General features: G+C 50.4%; 16 protein-coding genes. 4 read left to right on the top strand and 12 right to left on the bottom strand.

Annotated features, from left to right (window positions below; translation table 11 throughout):
• Window positions 1–60 precede the first annotated feature (60 nt).
• Window positions 61–1,389 carry an aminodeoxychorismate synthase component I gene (pabB, locus tag ABWV76_RS04270; protein ID WP_020415229.1) on the top strand — a complete coding sequence of 443 codons (1,329 nt, stop codon included), beginning with the start codon at window positions 61–63 and terminating at the stop codon, window positions 1,387–1,389.
• Window positions 1,390–1,561: 172 nt separating this feature from the next.
• Complete coding sequence (locus ABWV76_RS04265; protein WP_020415228.1) at window positions 1,562–1,855, top strand: hypothetical protein; 294 nt, start codon at window positions 1,562–1,564, stop codon at window positions 1,853–1,855.
• A 37-nt stretch (window positions 1,856–1,892) separates the two neighbouring features.
• On the opposite strand, the gene cysB is transcribed toward ABWV76_RS04265, so the two are convergent.
• The 3 genes from cysB to ABWV76_RS04250 form a co-directional block, all read right to left on the bottom strand.
• Entirely contained in the window at window positions 1,893–2,864 is a 972-nt protein-coding gene (cysB, locus tag ABWV76_RS04260; RefSeq protein ID WP_020415227.1) for an HTH-type transcriptional regulator CysB, read from the bottom strand.
• Window positions 2,865–3,072: 208 nt separating this feature from the next.
• Window positions 3,073–3,975 (bottom strand): 5'-nucleotidase, encoded by a 903-nt coding sequence (locus ABWV76_RS04255; protein ID WP_020415226.1) that lies wholly within the window; start codon window positions 3,973–3,975, stop codon window positions 3,073–3,075.
• Window positions 3,976–4,502: 527 nt separating this feature from the next.
• Window positions 4,503–5,792, bottom strand: a complete 1,290-nt coding sequence (locus tag ABWV76_RS04250) for an NAD(P)/FAD-dependent oxidoreductase (RefSeq protein WP_353375331.1) — start codon at window positions 5,790–5,792, stop codon at window positions 4,503–4,505.
• Between the two features lie 228 nt (window positions 5,793–6,020).
• Here ABWV76_RS04250 and ABWV76_RS04245 point away from each other — a divergent pair, with 228 nt between their 5' ends.
• Both ABWV76_RS04245 and ABWV76_RS04240 read left to right on the top strand, forming a co-directional pair.
• Entirely contained in the window at window positions 6,021–7,355 is a 1,335-nt protein-coding gene (locus tag ABWV76_RS04245; protein ID WP_020415223.1) for a glutamine synthetase family protein, read from the top strand.
• Window positions 7,356–7,781: 426 nt separating this feature from the next.
• Window positions 7,782–9,914, top strand: coding sequence for a M4 family metallopeptidase (locus ABWV76_RS04240; protein WP_020415222.1), 2,133 nt, complete (start codon window positions 7,782–7,784; stop codon window positions 9,912–9,914).
• A 113-nt stretch (window positions 9,915–10,027) separates the two neighbouring features.
• Here the strand turns inward: ABWV76_RS04240 and ABWV76_RS04235 are convergent, their stop codons facing one another.
• The 9 genes from ABWV76_RS04235 to ABWV76_RS04195 all read right to left on the bottom strand — a co-directional run bounded on the left by ABWV76_RS04235 (window position 10,028) and on the right by ABWV76_RS04195 (window position 18,263).
• Window positions 10,028–11,686 carry an alanine/glycine:cation symporter family protein gene (locus ABWV76_RS04235; RefSeq protein WP_020415221.1) on the bottom strand — a complete coding sequence of 553 codons (1,659 nt, stop codon included), beginning with the start codon at window positions 11,684–11,686 and terminating at the stop codon, window positions 10,028–10,030.
• A 109-nt stretch (window positions 11,687–11,795) separates the two neighbouring features.
• Window positions 11,796–12,821 carry a D-cysteine desulfhydrase family protein gene (locus ABWV76_RS04230; protein ID WP_353375330.1) on the bottom strand — a complete coding sequence of 342 codons (1,026 nt, stop codon included), beginning with the start codon at window positions 12,819–12,821 and terminating at the stop codon, window positions 11,796–11,798.
• Between the two features lie 337 nt (window positions 12,822–13,158).
• Window positions 13,159–13,491 carry a preprotein translocase subunit YajC gene (yajC, locus tag ABWV76_RS04225; RefSeq protein ID WP_020415218.1) on the bottom strand — a complete coding sequence of 111 codons (333 nt, stop codon included), beginning with the start codon at window positions 13,489–13,491 and terminating at the stop codon, window positions 13,159–13,161.
• A 111-nt stretch (window positions 13,492–13,602) separates the two neighbouring features.
• On the bottom strand, window positions 13,603–14,049 hold the full coding sequence (locus tag ABWV76_RS04220) for a helix-turn-helix domain-containing protein (RefSeq protein WP_020415217.1): 447 nt from the start codon (window positions 14,047–14,049) through the stop codon (window positions 13,603–13,605).
• A gap of 413 nt (window positions 14,050–14,462) precedes the next feature.
• Window positions 14,463–14,939, bottom strand: coding sequence for a thioredoxin-dependent thiol peroxidase (gene bcp / locus ABWV76_RS04215; RefSeq protein ID WP_020415216.1), 477 nt, complete (start codon window positions 14,937–14,939; stop codon window positions 14,463–14,465).
• An 85-nt stretch (window positions 14,940–15,024) separates the two neighbouring features.
• Window positions 15,025–15,546, bottom strand: a complete 522-nt coding sequence (locus ABWV76_RS04210; RefSeq protein ID WP_040629442.1) for a DUF2244 domain-containing protein — start codon at window positions 15,544–15,546, stop codon at window positions 15,025–15,027.
• Window positions 15,547–15,719: 173 nt separating this feature from the next.
• Window positions 15,720–16,700 carry a malate dehydrogenase gene (locus ABWV76_RS04205; protein ID WP_353375329.1) on the bottom strand — a complete coding sequence of 327 codons (981 nt, stop codon included), beginning with the start codon at window positions 16,698–16,700 and terminating at the stop codon, window positions 15,720–15,722.
• 131 nt (window positions 16,701–16,831) lie between these two features.
• Complete coding sequence (locus tag ABWV76_RS04200; protein ID WP_020415213.1) at window positions 16,832–17,458, bottom strand: dUTP diphosphatase; 627 nt, start codon at window positions 17,456–17,458, stop codon at window positions 16,832–16,834.
• A gap of 28 nt (window positions 17,459–17,486) precedes the next feature.
• Window positions 17,487–18,263 carry a TatD family hydrolase gene (locus tag ABWV76_RS04195; protein WP_282950744.1) on the bottom strand — a complete coding sequence of 259 codons (777 nt, stop codon included), beginning with the start codon at window positions 18,261–18,263 and terminating at the stop codon, window positions 17,487–17,489.
• Window positions 18,264–18,267: the final 4 nt, after the last annotated feature.

Genomic DNA, 18,267 nt, shown 5'->3' with positions numbered 1-18,267 from the left:
CTTTTCACGCCGCCACAAAATGTGTAGTGTGCGCCGTCTTCCGGACAGCCATGTTTTGATATGCAAATTGTCTCCCTGCCCTATTCCCTGAACACAGCAGCGGCCTTTGCCGCAGTGGCCGACCTACCCGCACCGGTATGGCTCGACAGTGGCCGACCCATTGGTGGAGGCCGCTATGACATCATCAGCGCCGACCCCCTCAGCACCCTCGAGTTGCATGCAAATAGCCCAGCCCCCTTTTCACAGCTGGATGACTTGACCTGCGAGCTGTGCCCACAGGAGCGGGACTCGCAATTGCCTTTTTGCGGCGGAGTGATCGGCTATGCGGGATATGAACTTGGGGTAGAGGGCAACTATCTTCCATCGGACACCCGCCCTACCGATTTACCGGCAGGCTTTTTTGGTCTCTATGGCTGGGCTTATATCGCAGACCACCAATTAGGCAGCTGCCACCTGGTATTCCACCCAGCCTGCCCACCTCGACAAGTGCAAGAATTGACTGAGCGTTTTAACTCGATAACCTGGGAAAAGCCTTTGAACACGGCGGAGTTCCGCCTGCTGGCCCCATTTGAACATGAGTTCAGCGCTGAGGAATATCGCGCTCGGATTGAACGCATTCTCGAATATATCGCCGCAGGAGATGTCTACCAGGCAAACTTCACGCAAAGGTTTTGCGCCCCCTATGAAGGCGACCCCTTCAGTGCCTACCTGGCCCTGCGCACACGGGTCGCGGGTCCCTTTTCTGCCTATATGGAATTAGCTCAGGGAAGCCTACTGAGCATGTCGCCGGAGCGTTTTATCCGCGCAGATGGCGACAGCTTGCGCACAGAACCAATCAAAGGCACTGCTGCCCGGGTTGCCGACCCGCTAGCGGACCAGAGAGCAGCCTTCACCCTGCAGAGGAGCCCCAAGGATCGCGCCGAGAACCTAATGATCGTAGATCTACTCCGCAATGATTTTAGTAAGTTGTGTCGTAAAGGCAGTGTGCGTGTACCAGAGTTGTTTCAGCTAGCCAGCTTCGCGAATGTTCACCACCTCGTTAGTGTTGTTACCGGCGAGATGTCAGAGGACTCTGCTTACAGTGACCTCCTCGCAGCTTGCTTCCCTGGAGGCTCGATTACCGGAGCACCTAAAAGGCGCTCGATGGAAGTCATCCGCGAGCTTGAGTCCAGTCCCCGTGGCATTTATTGCGGTAGCATCGGCTACGTCAGTAGCTGTGGCCGAGCTGACACCAATATTGCTATCCGCACTTTCAGTGCTAGCAATGGGCGCATAACCTGCGCAGCGGGCGGTGGCATTGTCGCAGACTCGGATCCTGCGGCAGAACATCGCGAATGCTTAGCCAAGGTGCGCCTGCTTTTAGATACCACTGAGCAGTTTTTACGCTAATAGGATTATGGGAAGCTGACAATTCCGCGTTTGGCACCAATTCCTGTAGTGAGACTACAGTTTTTGGTTATAGCCCTATCCTGGATCGATATTTCAATGTTATTAGACCTTCTGATAAATTCGTGGTTAATAGCTCCAATTTCGGTGCTTATAACGGATCAAGGAATTTATTGTGAAGATCACACTGGTCAAAAAAGTACTCGCCGATGGCTCTCCCTGCGCCAAGTGCCGCGACGTGCAGGAAAAGCTGGAGGGAAATGATCAGCTCAAGTTTATCGACCAGACGCTGATAGCCGATGTGCGCGACCCACAGAGCGCCGGAATAAAAATCGCCCAGCAATACAAAGTAGAGCGCGCACCCTTTTTTGTCGTTGAGCGGGAAGGCCAGGAAGCGGTGATTTATACCGTTTATTTCAAGTTCGCCAAAGAAGTACTGCAACCAATGATTCAGGTAGAGGCCTCCTAGCCTCTACCTTTAAAGCATGGCCTCTTAAATAGCTGGACTAGTAAACTGGCAGTTCCATGCCAGAAAACAGCGCATCAACCTCTGCACGACTCCCAGCATGTGCCGCTTGATCAACCAGCTCACGGGTTAGATGCGGGGCAAATTGCTGGATAAATTCATACATAAAACCGCGTAGAAAAATTCCTTTTCGGAAACCAATCTTTGTCACGCTGGGTTCAAACAAATTGCTGGCATCCAGCGCTACCAGATCCTCATCCTCTCCATCCACTGCCATATCCGCCACAATACCAATCCCCAAGCCAAGGCGCACATAGGTCTTGATCACATCCGCATCAGCAGCAGTAAATACCACTTTCGGTGACAGTCCTTTTTCCAGGAAGGCCTCATCTAGTTTTGAACGACCAGTGAAGCCGAATACATAAGTCACTATTGGGTACTTTGCAACCTCCTCAAGATCCAGTTTGCTGGCCTGGCACAGGGGGTGGTCTTTCGGCACCAGTACACAGCGATTCCAGCGATAAACCGGCATCATCACTAAATCACTGAACAATTCCAACGCTTCAGTGGCAATTGCAAAATCCGCAGTGCCATCCGCTGCCATTTCTGAAATTTGCATTGGAGTGCCCTGATGCATATGGAGGGACACTTCCGGATAACGGGAAATAAACAGCTTGATAACCGGGGGCAATGCATAGCGAGCCTGGGTGTGAGTGGTGGCAACAGACAGACTGCCCTTCTTGTCATTACTAAACTCTTGCGCAACCTGCTTGATATTCTCAACCTTGCGCATGATTTCGCCGGCCGTCTTAAGAATTGCCTCACCAGCAGGGGTGACCCTTGTAAGGTGCTTGCCGCTGCGAGCGAAGATTTCGACACCTAACTCATCTTCAAGCAAGCGGATCTGTTTACTGATACCCGGCTGAGAAGTGTAGAGACTCTGCGCAGTAGCAGAAACGTTGAGATCGTGATGCGCCACTTCCCAGATATATCGCAACTGCTGCAGCTTCATAGGTCCTCCCTTACTATCAATCACCCCGCCCCAGAACGAGCGCAACCCTGACAGATAAATTGTTTGTTATAAAAAACACATTGAGTTATGCGCGAAAAGAATAGCAGCGAATTAGAGCCCGGGCCAACAGACAGATGAATATCCGGTGAAGAGGAGCTAGTGTCAATCGACTTTGAGAGATAAATCCCATTCTGGCGGGATTCTTTGATCAGGCTTCAGCATTGGCAATACCATGGGGCACATGTCCCGTGGCAACATGCTCCGCGGCTGAGGCACAATGTGTCGGCTGATCATCAAAAAAGACATCGGCCCCAAAAGCACGCAGGAACTCGCCTTTTGGCAACCCACCCAGAAACACCGACTCATCTACACGAATATTCCAGGCCCGCAGGGTGCGAATCACTCGCTCATGAGCCGGCGCAGATCGCGCAGTAACCAAGGCAGTACGAATAGGACAGGAATCCAGGCCGAATTCCGACTGGAGCTTTTGCAGGGCCTCAAGGAACCCTTTAAATGGACCCCCGCCAAGTGGTTCCTGGGCTGAAGCCCGCTCCGCCTTCGCAAAAGCGGCAAGGCCATCGCGCTTATAAATTCTCTCAGCCTCATCAGAAAAAATAACGGCGTCGCCATCAAATGCAAAACGCAGCACGTCATCCCGATACTCGCGACTCCCACCTGCCACCAAGGTAGCCGCAGCCACCCCCTGCTCCAGTGCACGCTGGACATCCAGCCCATCTGTAGACAGAAACAGATTACAGCCAAAGGGGCCGATATAGCGGTAAGGGCTCTCGCCATTACAAAAAGCTGCACGGGTAATATCCAAACCATAGTGCTCGATGGAGTTAAACACCCTCAAGCCGGTATCAGCACTGTTGCGGGAAAGTAATATCACTTCAACCCGGGGCTCTCCCTCTAGCAGCTCATTAATCTTTAAAAACTTCTCAACAAGAGGAAAAGCATCTCCCTTATCCAGCACATCGTTCTCCCGGTCAATCTGGTAACGGGAAAAGGCTTGCAACCCCTGCTCCTCAAATACCTGGTGGCTCTCACCCAGGTTAAACAATGCACGCGAAGAAATTGCAATTACCAACTTATCGGGTCGAGCATCCATCAAGGCCCCTCCACATACTCATGCCCAGCGGGCCTTTTGTTGCCATACCACTTTTCCAGCAGGGCACCCAGCACCCGCCGTAAATCTTCCAGAGTACACTTAGACATACCTCTTGGCTCGCCACCAGCAATTGGGCATCGCTAACTTCCAAAACAAACTTTAGAAGACCGTTCAACTCATTCGGTGGGCATGCAACCTCTATACGCTGATAAATTTCCACCAAATGACCGATAAACAGCCCGCCGCGCCGCCAATCCAACTCATAGGATTGAGCTCCATCCCGCATAACTTAAGCCTGCAATGGAGTGTCTCATGATTATTGAAAAAAACAATGCTAGGGAGAGCCTACGGAAACTCCCATTACAAGCGCGGCCAGAGTTAGAGACATAGACCGATCTCTTCGGGAGTCGAGATGTATACAGGGGCATTTCACGAGCAGAAGACTATAGAGATATCCACCAAGGAGATAATTGTCCTGGTCATCCTCGCTGGTGGCAAGACAAGGCTCCGAAATGCCGAGGTAGCAACTACCGCCCAAACTTATCCATCATACTGTGATAGAACATACCCAACACAAGCCCCGGCCAACGTAACAGGGTGCCGCCAGGAAAGGTATCTGTTGGTATCCTGGCCATAATATCGAAGCGCTCTTCGACCCCAGCAATTGCCTCTGCAAGGACCTTACCTGCAAACGTAGCCGTGGGGACCCCATGCCCGGAATACCCCTGACTGTAATAAATATGGGGTTCCAGCCTGCCCATGTGTGGCATGCGGTTCAAAGTAATTGCCAAAGCCCCTCCCCAGCCATACTCAATGTGAGTCCTCTCCAGCTGCGGATATACCTTCAACATGTTTTTACGCACAAACTTGCGAATATCAGCTGGGAAGCGAGTCGTGTAATTCTCACCACCGCCAAAGATCAAGCGGTTATCGCCTGAGAGCTTCCAGTAATTGATAACAAAAAGCGTGTCCTGTACCGCGTGATCGTTGGCAATCAACTCTTGTGCCTGTGAATCGGGCAAAGGCTCGGTGGCGATTACAAAGTTATTGATGGGCATTATCTTGCCTGCCATGCGCGGTTCGAGTTTACCTAAGTAAGCATTACAAGCCAGCACCACATTGCGTGACCTGACTCGCCCCTTGGCAGTTACGATCTCACAGGGACTTCCACCTCGATAACGCAGCACTCTGCTGTGTTCAAAAAGTTTTACCCCCATCCCAACACAGGCCGCTGCCAACCCCAGTGCATAGTTTAGTGGGTGCAGGTGCAGCGAATCACTATCAATTTGAGCTCCGAGATAACGCTTGGAGCCAACCAGCTCCTGTACTTCCTGCTCATCCGCGTATCGCACCCCCTGGTAGCCATAACGATCCCGTAACAGCTCCGCTTCCTTACGCAGATAGTTATCATGACTGGGCTTGGCTGCCAGGTGCATAATGCCGCGTTTGAGATCACAGCAGATATTATGCTTAACAATTAACCGCTCAACTAGTTGCACCGCCTCGATACTAAACTTCCAGAGCCGGGCCGCAATATCGGCGCCAAACATTTCCTCCAGATCACTTTGGCAGCGGCGTTGGCCCACCCCAACATGACCACCATTTCTCCCAGAAGCGCCCCAGGATATTCGCTCAGCTTCAAGCACCGCAACCTTATAGCCTCTCTCAGCCAAGTGCAGTGCCGTAGATAGACCGGTGTATCCAGCGCCAATCACACAGACATCCGCCTCTAAATCCCCATTTAGCAAGGGGTATTCAAGAGCCATATTGGCACTCGCAGCGTAGTACGATTCTGTATGTCCACTCAGCACTTTCATTAAAATAATTCCCTGAGCTGATAAGAGCGCCCGAAAAGCACTAACTTATAAGATTAGCAACAACACACTCCTGAATACTAACTCAGGCTTTTTGTCACAATCATAGTCAACCCTACACATTAATCTGCAGCGCCCTTTCCCCAGCCCTCGCTCACAACAACGCAAGCAGGCGCCCAAGCGTATACTGAAGTCACCACAGGGAGAGGTCATTTTACCTAAGGGGCTAAGATGCGGAAGATTACAAACTGGCTTGCAGAGCACCAAATCGCCGAGGTGGAGTGCCTGGTACCTGATATGTCGGGCAATGCCAGAGGAAAGTTCACCCCAACCGACAAATTCCTCACCCAGGACAGCCGCCTTCCGGAAAGCATTCTGGTTCAGACTGTGACCGGCGACTACGTCGATGAACATAACGAACTGGTAGACCCGGCCGATACGGATATGCTTTTGGTACCCGATCCCGATTCAGTTCGCCTAAACCCCTGGGCCAATGATCCCACTGCTCAAATTATTCATGATTGCTATACACGCGATGGTCGACCCCATCCGATTAGTACACGCAATATTCTCAAATTTGTTCTAGAAAAATATTCAGCTAAAGGGTGGAAGCCGATTGTTGCCCCTGAAGTGGAATTCTACCTGGTGAAACGAAATTTAGACCCGGATGAAAAACTTTCCGCACCCGTTGGTCGCTCTGGCCGTACAGAAAAAACCCGGCAATCTTATAGCATCGATGCGGCCAACGAATACGAACCTATCATTGAGGATATGTATGATTTCTGTGAGGCACAAGGCCTGGATGTGGACACGCTTATCCATGAGTCTGGCACCGCGCAAATGGAGATAAATTTTCTGCATGGAGACCCTTTACGACTCGCTGACCAGGTTTTCACTTTTAAACGGACAGTAAGGGAAACTGCACTGCGCCATGGAATTTATGCAACCTTTATGGCGAAACCGATGGAGGATGAGCCTGGCAGCGCACTACACTTACATCAAAGCGTCATTAATGAAAAAACCGGAAAAAATATTTTCACTGACAAAAATGAAAAAGAAAATGAAACATTCTTAAACTTTATTGGCGGCATGCAGAAATATACACCTGGATTTATCAGCTTTTTTGCCCCGAATGTAAACTCCTATAGACGTTTTACTCCGGAAATGGCTGCACCGACCAGCCTGCACTGGGGCTATGACAACCGCACAACTGGATTGCGAGTTCCCGACAGCTCCCCTCAAGGAAAAAGACTGGAAAATCGTTTTCCAGGAGCTGACTGCAATCCATATTTAGCCATTGCTGCCTCTCTCGCCTGTGGCTATTTAGGGATGATCAATAAAGTGGCACCCAGCGCACCTTACCAGGGCGACTGCTCCATGGAGCCCATCACCCTACCCCGCACGCAAGAACATGCCCTAAATCTTTTATTGGAGTGTGAAGAAGCAGCAGAAATGTTTGGCAGGAAATTCGTAAAAGCATGGAGTGCAATTAAGCGCGATGAATACGAGGAGTTCAACAGGGTAATTAGCTCATGGGAGAGGGAGTACCTCCTTCTAAATGTTTAACCTTAAAAATGATCACATTATTTTTTTAAAAATAATATTTAACTGGCACCCCACTCATTCAGCAGGAATAATTAGGCGTATCTTTCGGATTTCTCCGGCAGGATATTAATTGCTGATTTGTGACTACCTGAGCAAAAATATCGAAAACAATTCAAATATATAGGTTTATCATCACCTTTTTGTTGCCACTATGCGTACGCAAGGTAATCTCAGGTTGCCCGTTAAAATCGGGTAACAGGTTTGAGAAAGCGTACGTCATTACCGCATGTGCGGTCCCACCTCTGACGTCTGGTTATCTTCTGCTGTCTTACCGCACTAAAAGACCGGCCCGTACCGACCAGCCATTTTTTTGTAGTAACCCATAAGGGTATCTCCCGGCCCCGGACGTCCGGTTTCATATAAAAAGTTATAAAGGGAAAGCTAGCAATGAAACATCTAATAGGAGTTACCTGCACTTTAGCTTTGGCTATAAGTGCCCAGGCTGCCGATCGCATCCCCGCTACACCGGATATGCTCTCGCCGCAGACGCTAACCGCTGCCGCAGGGTCCGATATGGCTCTGGTAAAAGTCCGTGAGCGGACCCTCGGAAGCGGAAAAACTGTTGCCCGCTATCAGCAGACACATAAAGGCATACCGGTTTGGGGACAGACCGTAACCAGTTCAGGCCAGGGTTTAATTACTGAAGTTCACGGCGACGTTCTGACAGGACTGGAAATCGAAGTACCGACTGTCCGCGCATCTATTGACGGTGATAACGCCCTCGATCGCGCAATGAACCACCAGATTACTCAACGAGCCCAACAAGGAATTATGCAGGGAGCGTTATCCCTGCCAGTTCTGAAGCTGGAAGCCAAGAACCAGAAAAAAGAGCTGTTTGTTTACATTAATGAGCAAGATGAGGCTCGTCTCGCTTATCTGGTGAACTGGGTTGAATACGGCGAAGAACCCAGGCGCCCCTTCTACTTCATTGACGCCATGACTGGCGAAGTAATCAAGCACTGGGACGGCCTTACGTTCCAGGATGCTCAGGGCCCTGGTGGCAACCAAAAGACTGGCCGCTATGAATACGGCACTGACTTCCCCTCTATGGAAGTGGATGCCAACTGCCGCATGGATACCACTAACGTGGAAACTGTGGATTTGAACCACGGTACCAGCGGCGGCAGCGTTCACCAGTTCACCTGCCCTTATAATGATTACAAGGAAATCAACGGCGCCTACTCACCGCTGAACGATGCCCACTTCTTTGGAGGTGTGGTCTTCAATATGTTCAACGATTGGTATAACACCTCACCGTTGACCCAGAAGCTGCGTTTACGTGTGCACTATGGCAACAATTACGAAAACGCTTTCTGGGATGGCAGCCAAATGACATTTGGGGATGGCCGTAACACCTTCTACCCATTAGTCAGCCTGGATGTAACAGCACACGAGGTCAGCCACGGCTTCACCGAGCAGAACTCGAATCTTGTTTACAGTGGTCAGCCGGGCGGTATCAACGAAGCCTTCTCTGATATTTCAGGTGAAGCCGCCGAGTACTTCATGACCGGTAGCAACGACTGGCTGGTTGGAGCCCAGATTTTCAAGTCCAGTGGAGCCTTGCGTTATTTTGAAGACCCCACCCAGGATGGAAGCTCCATCGGCCATGCCGATGACTACTATAACGGCATGGATGTGCATTACAGCTCCGGGGTTTACAACCGCGCATTCTACCTGATAGCCAACACCTCTGGCTGGAATACCCGCACGGCGTTTGATGTGTTCGTCCTTGCCAATCAGATGTACTGGGGAACCAACTCTGACTATGACGAAGCTGCCTGTGGCGTTGAGCAAGCGGCTGTTGACTTGGGATACACCAAGGCTGACGTTACTGCAGCCTTCAATACTGTCGGTGTTACCTGTGACGATACTCCTCCCCCCCCTCCCGGTGAATTAGAAAATGGTCAGTCTGTGGATGGCCTATCCGGCAGCTCTGGTGATGAACTTCATTACACTCTAGAGGTTCCAGCAGGAGCTACTGGCCTGAGCTTTGCTATGTCTGGCGGAAGTGGAGATGCAGATCTCTATGTACGCTTCGGCGCTGCTCCAACTACTTCCAGTTACGACTGTCGTCCTTTCAGCGGGGGCAATAATGAGACTTGTGATATAGACGATGCAGACGTGCAAGCAGGTACCTATTACGTCATGGTACGCGGTTATAGTTCCTTCTCCGGTGTCAGCCTGGTAGGCAGCTTCACAGGTGACGACGGAGGTGGCAACTCAGACGGCTGGGAGGAAACTAACCTTTCCGGCTCTGCGAATGCATGGCAGCACTTCACCCTGGAGGTAGGCAGTGGTGCATCAACCTTGAATGCAACGATGTCAGGCGGTAGTGGTGACGCAGATCTCTATGTTCGCCATGGTTCAGCACCAACTCGCAATACCTGGGATTGCCGTCCATACAAGTGGGGTAATGATGAAAGCTGCAGCATCAGCAACCCGCAAAGCGGTACCTGGCATATCAGCATTCGTGGCTATCAGTCATACTCCGGTGTCACCCTGAGTGCTCAAGCAGAGTAAATATATCTGCTGAGGAGTTCGATTCCCTTGCCATACCAGCGGAACCGAACAATAAAAAAGGCAGCCATCAGGCTGCCTTTTTTCGCTTCAGGTTAGAGTCCCTAAGAACCACACTATTTGTGGCTGGGATCCTTCCAGTAATCCTTCACCGTATTCTTCATCTCTTTCGCCAATACGGTAATACCGAACAAGTTGGGCAGAGTCATTATGACAATGGCTACAGCGGATAGATTCCAAATAACAGTCGTATCCTCAATTGCCGCCCAGAAGAAGGCGATAACATACACAATTCTGTATGGCATAACCGCTTTGGGGCCAAATAGGTAAATCATGGAACGATCACCATAGTAAGACCATGCGATTGCGGTAGAGAAAGCGAACAGCAAAATTCCCAGGGTAACAATCAAGCCACCATACTCACCGAAGAAACCGCGCTGGAAAGCCTTATTGGTAAGCGCTACTGAGTGCACCAGGGATTTCCCCCAAATATCCACATCTTCATTGGCGAACTTACCATCCACCACATTAAGTACACCGCTAAATTCATCTTCACCCACCCGGAAATCCAAGTCTTCAGCGATAGAGCGCGCGTGGATCAAGGTAAAATCCTGAGCGTTTAGCGGGCGACCATCGGTTACAACCACCGAGCCATTATAGGGTTTCACATCGCTGGGCTGGCTACTGAGGTAGTTAAATAACTGCTTCACCTCCTCGGGGTTACCTTCGTCATAACGCCCTTCCACTACATAAGTATCCGCACCCTCAAACAGGTTTTCATGTTTTTCGCTCCAGACACCGGAAGACAAGATTACCAGGCCGGTCAAGGTACAGATAATGATGGTATCGATAAATGGCTCGAGCAGGGAGACCATGCCCTCGGAAACAGGCTCATCGGCACGCGCAGCGGCGTGAGCAATCGGCGCAGAGCCCTGCCCCGCTTCGTTGGAAAAGAGGCCACGGTTTACACCACGGTTAAAGGCATAGGCGAAGCTGGCTCCCAGGAAGCCCCCTACTGCAGCGCTGCCAGTAAAGGCATCGCGGAAAACGGCCACAAAGGAGGGAACGATATTTTCTATGTTGTAGAAAATCACACCCAGTGCACCAATCACATAGATCAGCGCCATTGCAGGAACAATAGTAGAAGTCACCTTGGCGATTCGGGTAATGCCGCCAATAATCACCATACCCAACAGGATGGCGAGTACACCACCGGTCAGGGCTTTTTCAATACCAAAGGAGTCATGCATTGCCTGAGCAATATTATTCACCTGAGGCAGGCTTCCAGTACCGAAAGAGCAGATCACTGTAGCAATGGCAAACAAGACTGCCAGCCACTTCATATTGAGGCGGCGCTCCATATAGAACATGGGGCCACCAGCGTAGTAGCCATCTGCGGCTTTAATACGATACTTATGGGAGAGCGTTACTTCGACAAACTTGGTTGTCATACCCAGGAAGGCGGTCATCCACATCCAGAACAGTGCGGCCGGACCACCCAGGAAAATAGCAAGACCTACACCACCAATATTACCGGTACCCACGGTACCGGAAAGCGCGGTAGCCAGAGCCTGGAAGTGCGAGGTATCACCCGGATCACCAGGTTTATCGTATTTACCCTGGACGATCTTGATTGCGTGCCCGAAATAGCGAATTTGCGGGAACCCAAGATAAATGGTGAAAAAGAAACCTACCCCGAGCAACACCCAGGGAAACCAAGGTGCCGAACCGAGCATGCCGTCCAATGACAGCAGCAGTTGATTAAAGGAATCCAAGCTAACCCCCCACTCCTCTGAATTAATTCTGATTGTTTTATATACAGCAACAGCCGTAATTTGTTGCGCAGGTTAGCAGCTTACGCAGCACTAGAACAGTAAAGGGGCGTTAAACCGTTTGAAATGAAAAGTTTTGCCGGTAGGGAAACAAAGCAAATTGTCCGCCAGTGTGAACAAAAACTATATTGCTGCAACCTTCATAGCTACCATTGCGCAACTGATGTAAAAGCCCGTGAAAGGCTTTGCCGGTGTAGACGGGGTCAAGCAAAATTCCCTCGAGGCTGGCCACCTCATTGATTGTCTGGTAGACCTCAGGACCGGCTGCTCCATACCCAGGCCCGATAAAATTCGCATTTACATCAACCTCGAGAGATGAAAGATTGATCTCGTTTCCCGTCAAGCGGCTCCAGTGAAAGATATCCTCGCGAACTTTACCCTCGAAGTAGGCTGCACTATCACATACTGCGTACCCGGTGACCTTCGTTTTAACTTGAAGCAACTGGCAACCCAGGGTCAAACCTGCCTGAGTTCCACCACTGCCGGTGGCACTTACAATATACTCTGGCTCAAAGCCTTGGCTGTGACAATCCTCTATTAGCTCCTGCGAAGCAGACAGGTACCCCCAAATCCCCAGCCCGTCACTAGCGCCAGTGGGAATACAAAGGGAGCGATGCCCCAGGCCCAGATATTCCTCTTGCCAATAAGCAAAGTTCCTTCCAAGTTCAGCTGTATATTCTTTGGGCGGATAGATAGATACTTTTGCACCAGCGAGATGGTCCAGAAGCAAGTTCCCATCCACTAAAGTATCAGGCTCTCCCCGCAAAATAAGGTGTACTCCAAGCCCTAGGCGCGCACCGACAAGTGCCGTTGTTCGACAGTGGTTGGATTGAATCCCCCCACAGGTAATCAAAGTGCCACAACCCCGGCTGAGTGCCTCTGCCGCTACAAACTCCAGCTTTCGCAGCTTGTTACCAGACATCCCAAATTCAGTCAGATCGTCCCTTTTTACCCAGATTCTGGGGCCACCAAAAGGAAGGGAGTAACGCTCACTGATTCGATCAAGAGGCTGCAGTGGTGTTGGCAGGTTGCCAAGACAAAGGCGCTCAGGCAACTCGACAGGCAGGCTTTTGGGCACAAGAGACTCCTTTTCTATGGACAGGGCTAATATTGGCGTCGTTGCTCTGTCTGTTTTTACAAAATTGCGGTCGTAGAAAGGGTTACTTAAAGACGAAAACAGCCTTCGTCATAATTCGAGTACCCACCTGAATTTTGTATAATTCTGAAAGCCCATTATTTTTTGGATTATCGCGGGCTTCGATTCACGCTGACTATTAGCTTGCACTGCTCTTCCAAAAGATTTTTTCTATAAGGGATAACATAGAGTGCAAAGAATCAATCTCACAGAAACGAGAAAGCCCGGCAATCGCCGGGCTTTCTCAACTGGACAATTGTAAGATCAAGCCAAAAGGCTATCAGATCTTTTTAATTGTGCCTTTTGGCAAAACAGCGTGAACTGCCACTTTCTGGAATTTCAAGGACATGTTGTCCGCAACTTCCAGAACAATGTAGTCCTCATCCACCTTATCAACACGACCGAGCATACCACTGCTCATCACCACTTCATCACCTTTTTTCAGGGCACCAACCAGCTCCTGGTGCTCCTTTTGACGCTTGCGTTGAGGGCGAATAATAAAAAACCACATGAACGCGAACAGGCCTGCAAACATCAGCAAGGTAATCATTGGATTACCTTGTGGTGCCGGCGCTGCCTGCTGTGCCATCGCAGAGGGAATAAAAAAGCTCATGCAAAACCTCAAAGAGTCAGCCTATAAAATTGCCGCCAACTCTAACGGGTTTACCCCGTCGAGGCAACGGATCGGGCCGACCAGAGCAAGATCGGCCAAACCAATTTCCACTTAAAAGCGCTGGCGAACCTGGCGTCGATAGCCAGTAGGCGACATACCGGTCCAACGTTTAAAAGCGCTGGTAAAGCTGGTTCTGTCGGAGAAATCCAGAATCCTTGAAATTCCATCAACACTGAGCGCAGTATCCTTCAGGAAGTGCACTGCATGGCGAAAACGCACATGATCGCGCAGTGAGGCGAAGCTCAGATTGTGCTCTTGTAAACGACGCTGCAGTGTCCGGGTAGACATGCTTAAGTCGGAAGCAACGGGGCGAATTGCGAGAGAGGCCTTACCGATGCGCTGCTCAAGCACATCGATCACTCTGGCAGCAATGCCAAAGCTGGTAGCCTCGGGGGGAGCCAGCAGCTGGTCGAGGATATTCGGATCACCGGATATCCTAGCCTGCTGAAGGGATTTATCTTCAGAGAGCGAAGTCTGGTCGGGCTGAGTATGGTTCATCGAGCTGCTCCTTTTGAGTTCCGTGAGCCGCAGTTATTTTTCTATGTCCGCATCAAGCGAATCCCGATTGCCCCTGCCCACTCCAACACCAACTTCTTCAGCGGGCTACCACTCGATGCGGGATGCACCAAAAACAGACATCGAATCCTTCACAGAGATGTACAATTTTTAAACTAACCGCTCCGGCAATACCCCACAGAGACACACTCTCTCGCCGGCGCACCTTTCCTTTACAACGACCAGTATAGACCAAGAATTGAGAATGCAAGGGACGACAGCGGTTTTTTTCATCTTATTGTGCTGTATAGGGCAGAAATACATGGCTGCAGTGCTCGTTTTCCATGCCAAACACCAAAAAGCAGGGCCCAGAGGCACCCAGAGCACCCGCTAAACTATCACTTGCGCCGAATTAACTAATCAAGATTCTCCCCAATCCAGTTAAGGACATCCTCGCTGTGAGTCTTGGTTTTGACTTTATCAATGATATGACGCAAGCGGCCGGTCTGATCAATAATAAAGGTAGTTCTGATCAAGCCCATGTATTCCTTACCCATAAATTTCTTCAAGCCCCAGCAGCCATACTTGTCCGCGATCTTATGATCTTCATCAGACAGGAGGTCAAAATTGAGTTCGTGCTTGTCGATAAAACGTTGCAGCTTGGCTTCTGGATCCGGGCTGACTCCGAGAACCACAGTATTAAGTTTTTCAAAGTCACTACTACTATCGCGGATACCACAGGCTTGGGTGGTACAACCTGGCGTCAGAGCTTTCGGGTAGAAATAAAGCACAACATTACTTTTGTCACGAAAGTCTTTAAGAGAAACCTTCTCACCACTTTGGTTGGTAAGAGTAAAAGCCGGTGCTAAATTGCCGATTTTGGGAAAAGCCATAAGAAATCCCCTGGGGAGTAGTTACAAATAATGTCGGGGATTATATCGAAAAGTGGATAGGGAGGACGCCAGTACTGCTGAGAAATCAGAATTGACGCAAGTGAAACTCCTGCTCCTTGCGAGCAATGATACCGATCCGACCCAGCTTCTGTACCAGCTCAGCCTTCTCCGCATCAGTGAGGAACTCCCCCACTTCCAGGCAGCCCTCAGGCCCACTGAAGCTCACTTTGGCCGGTTCAGCGGAGCTCGCCCCCATACGAACAAGAAGGGCCAGCTTATCTCGGGAAAACTCGCGGTGGTAAACACTCTGCTGCCTAAAGCCCTTACAGCAATCAAAAACCACCTGCTCATTATTAATTCGTATAACCTCACGACGTGTTCCCTCCATGCACACGTAGGCAAACAAAACCCCCAACAGCAGGATCTCAAGGCCGGCAAATGGCAGGATCATCCAGGCTCCAGCAAAGGCAAAGGCAAAGCTAATGCCCAAGGAGACTGCAACAAGAGAGAAAAACACCCATAAGTTGCCGGAAACCGACAGGGATTGATTCGGCTGTAAGAGAATACAGGCACAGCGGGAGGAGTGGCGGCCGACTTCTGTGACCATAGCAAACGCTTCCGACAAACACTTAACAATCAGTGTAGTGCCAGCATCCCAAGCCCACATCCGGCGGGCGACTCATTGGTTCAACCTTTAAGTCACACCATAAAAAAACCCGCACTAACTGTGCGGGTTTTTAATGCCACCCTGTCTAACGACAGGCTGTCAATTCATTGCGATTATGGCAGCAGGTGAGCTACTGCATCACGCTCTTCCGCCAGCTCCTGCTCTGTAGCAGCCATTTTCTCGCGGGAGAATTCGTTGATTTCTACGCCTTGCGCGATTTCCCAGTCGCCGCCTTTACAGGTGCAAGGGAAGGAGTAAATCAAACCTTCTTGAATACCGTAGGAACCATCGCTGTAAACAGCCATGCTGGTCCAATCGCCTTCAGCAGTACCCAACGCCCAATCGCGCATATGGTCAATAGCGGCGTTAGCGGCGGAAGCGGCAGAAGATGCACCGCGTGCCTTGATGATAGCGGCACCGCGCTGCTGCACGGTTGGGATAAAGTCGTTCTCGTACCAGTCTTGCTCCACTTTATCCATTGCCGGGGTGCCAGATACTTTAACCTGGTGAAGGTCTGGATACTGAGTGGAGGAATGGTTGCCCCAGATGGTCATGTGGGTAATGTCATTAACACTGGACTCAGTCTTATTGGCCAGTTGCGACAATGCGCGATTATGGTCCAGACGGGTCATAGCGGTAAAATTGCGTGGATCCAGGTCCGGCGCATTGCGCTGGGCAATCAAGGCATTGGTATTAGCCGGGTTGCCAACAACCAGAACTTTTACGTTGCGAGAGGCAACATCGTTCAGGGCCTTGCCCTGCGCGGAAAAAATTGCAGCGTTGGCTTCCAATAAGTCCTTACGCTCCATACCCGGTCCACGGGGGCGCGCACCTACGAGCAGAGCGTAGTCAGCGTCTTTGAACGCAACAGTAGCATCATCGCTCTGTACAATACCCGCGAGCAGCGGGAAAGCACAGTCTTCGAGCTCCATGGCAACGCCTTTTAGCGCTTCCAATGCCGGAGTGATTTCCAACAGCTGCAAAATAACTGGTTGATCTTTACCCAGCATCTCGCCGGAAGCAATACGGAACAGCAGCGAATAGCTGATCTGACCGGCGGCGCCGGTAACAGCAACACGAACAGGTGCTTTCACGATAGTTCTCCTCGTTTGTAAGCGGCCGCATTATAGGGCCTCGTGTGCAAATTTCACCTCAAGCGATAGAATTACTGGCTCAATTTCTCGGTGAACTTCTTTATCGTCCAACCAACGCATTAAAAGAACGATTATGCCAGTGCAATTTCTCGATAACGCTCTTGTAGAGAGCAATAGACCTGGTCACTGTAATCCGCCGCAGAAGGATCGAGCTGCCCGGCAATTTCTGCCAGGTGTTCATTGTCTTCTCGACCAGCCCAGTTCTTTATATAAGTGCCTTCTTTATAACCGTTATCCTGACGAAAACGGTTGAGTACATTTTTACCAACATATCGCTGGTACAGTTCAGCAAAGGGCATTGCCACATCTGCAAGTAATTGTGCAAAACCACCCAGATCGAACTGCTTACTGGCCAAAGTATTGAGCGTGAAAGATTCCAGGTTCTCGCGAAAATCACCTGGGGCCCGCAATCCCTTTTCTATTTCACCCAGCATAGTTTCAGCCACTTTCTCAGGTGACCCCTGCTGCAACTCCAGGCTAAGACCAAAGTGCCAAATATCTACCAGCTCAAGCTTTACTTGGTCGATTTCCGGCTGTTGTTTTTTCCACCACTTCCAGCCATAGTGATCAAGTAACTCTGCACTCTCTACCCAGATCGCCCGGTACCAGGCAAAATTCTGGGCCCGCCAATTTTCATTGACCACGGTATTAATTTCATCTTGCAGGGTCAGCATGACCTGCAACTGCTGCTTCATCATTCGGGTACTTCCTATAGTCGGGATCAGGCTAGGCTGCCCGCGGGAATAATCTGAAAAAGTTTTCTGTAGTTATTTCAGCCAGCTGTTCGTAGGGGATGCCACGCAATTCGGCAATAAATTCTGCCACCTCACGCACATAAGCTGGAATATTGGCTTTGCCCCGGTAGGGAACCGGCGCTAAGTAAGGAGAATCAGTCTCCACCAGCAAGCGGTCCAGTGGTAGCTTACGCGCAACATCGCGCAGCTCCCCAGCATTCTTGAAGGTGACAATACCAGACAGAGAGATGTAGTAGTTAAGATCCAAGGCGGATCTTGCCATCTCCCAGTTTTCGGTGAAACAGTGCAGTACACCAGCTGTTTCCAGGTTTCCATGTGTACGGATCAAATCGATAGTATCTTCACGTGCATCGCGGGTATGCACAATTACCGGTAATTGCGCACTCCCTGCAGCCTGTAAATGGGCGATAAAACTCTGCTGCTGAACATCTTTGGTTTCTGTACTGTAATAGTAGTCAAGGCCGGTCTCTCCCAACGCTACCACATTGGGACGTTCGGCCATTGCTATCAACTTGTCAACACCGGCCAAACCAGATTCCACATCGAGCGGATGGATACCTACCGAACAGACAACATCGCGGTAGCGAGAAGCGATTTCAACAACTGCGTCGACATTATCGAGGCTGATGCCAACACAAAGGAACTTACCAACACCACGATCGCGCGCCAATTCAAGCACCGCATCGAGGTCACCATCAAATTTATCGAGCTTTAACCTGTCCAAGTGACAGTGAGAATCTACGAGCATGTGT

Source organism: Microbulbifer sp. NBRC 101763 (assembly GCF_040371615.1).
In the GTDB taxonomy this organism is placed as follows: domain Bacteria; phylum Pseudomonadota; class Gammaproteobacteria; order Pseudomonadales; family Cellvibrionaceae; genus Microbulbifer; species Microbulbifer variabilis.
The sequence above is the reverse complement of the archived record's forward strand: the minus strand, read 5'-3'. Positions and strand labels throughout refer to the sequence as shown.

What these genes read in the sequence shown, in the direction of transcription:
- ABWV76_RS04250 (WP_353375331.1), bottom strand. Translation starts at nt 5,792, where the DNA reads ATGAAAGTGCTGAGTGGACATACAGAATCGTACTACGCTGCGAGTGCC.
- ABWV76_RS04210 (WP_040629442.1), bottom strand. Translation starts at nt 15,546, where the DNA reads ATGGTCACAGAAGTCGGCCGCCACTCCTCCCGCTGTGCCTGTATTCTC.
- pabB (WP_020415229.1), top strand. Translation starts at nt 61, where the DNA reads ATGCAAATTGTCTCCCTGCCCTATTCCCTGAACACAGCAGCGGCCTTT.
- cysB (WP_020415227.1), bottom strand. Translation starts at nt 2,864, where the DNA reads ATGAAGCTGCAGCAGTTGCGATATATCTGGGAAGTGGCGCATCACGAT.
- ABWV76_RS04220 (WP_020415217.1), bottom strand. Translation starts at nt 14,049, where the DNA reads ATGAACCATACTCAGCCCGACCAGACTTCGCTCTCTGAAGATAAATCC.
- ABWV76_RS04195 (WP_282950744.1), bottom strand. Translation starts at nt 18,263, where the DNA reads ATGCTCGTAGATTCTCACTGTCACTTGGACAGGTTAAAGCTCGATAAA.
- bcp (WP_020415216.1), bottom strand. Translation starts at nt 14,939, where the DNA reads ATGGCTTTTCCCAAAATCGGCAATTTAGCACCGGCTTTTACTCTTACC.
- ABWV76_RS04245 (WP_020415223.1), top strand. Translation starts at nt 6,021, where the DNA reads ATGCGGAAGATTACAAACTGGCTTGCAGAGCACCAAATCGCCGAGGTG.
- yajC (WP_020415218.1), bottom strand. Translation starts at nt 13,491, where the DNA reads ATGAGCTTTTTTATTCCCTCTGCGATGGCACAGCAGGCAGCGCCGGCA.
- ABWV76_RS04240 (WP_020415222.1), top strand. Translation starts at nt 7,782, where the DNA reads ATGAAACATCTAATAGGAGTTACCTGCACTTTAGCTTTGGCTATAAGT.
- ABWV76_RS04200 (WP_020415213.1), bottom strand. Translation starts at nt 17,458, where the DNA reads ATGATGAAGCAGCAGTTGCAGGTCATGCTGACCCTGCAAGATGAAATT.
- ABWV76_RS04255 (WP_020415226.1), bottom strand. Translation starts at nt 3,975, where the DNA reads ATGGATGCTCGACCCGATAAGTTGGTAATTGCAATTTCTTCGCGTGCA.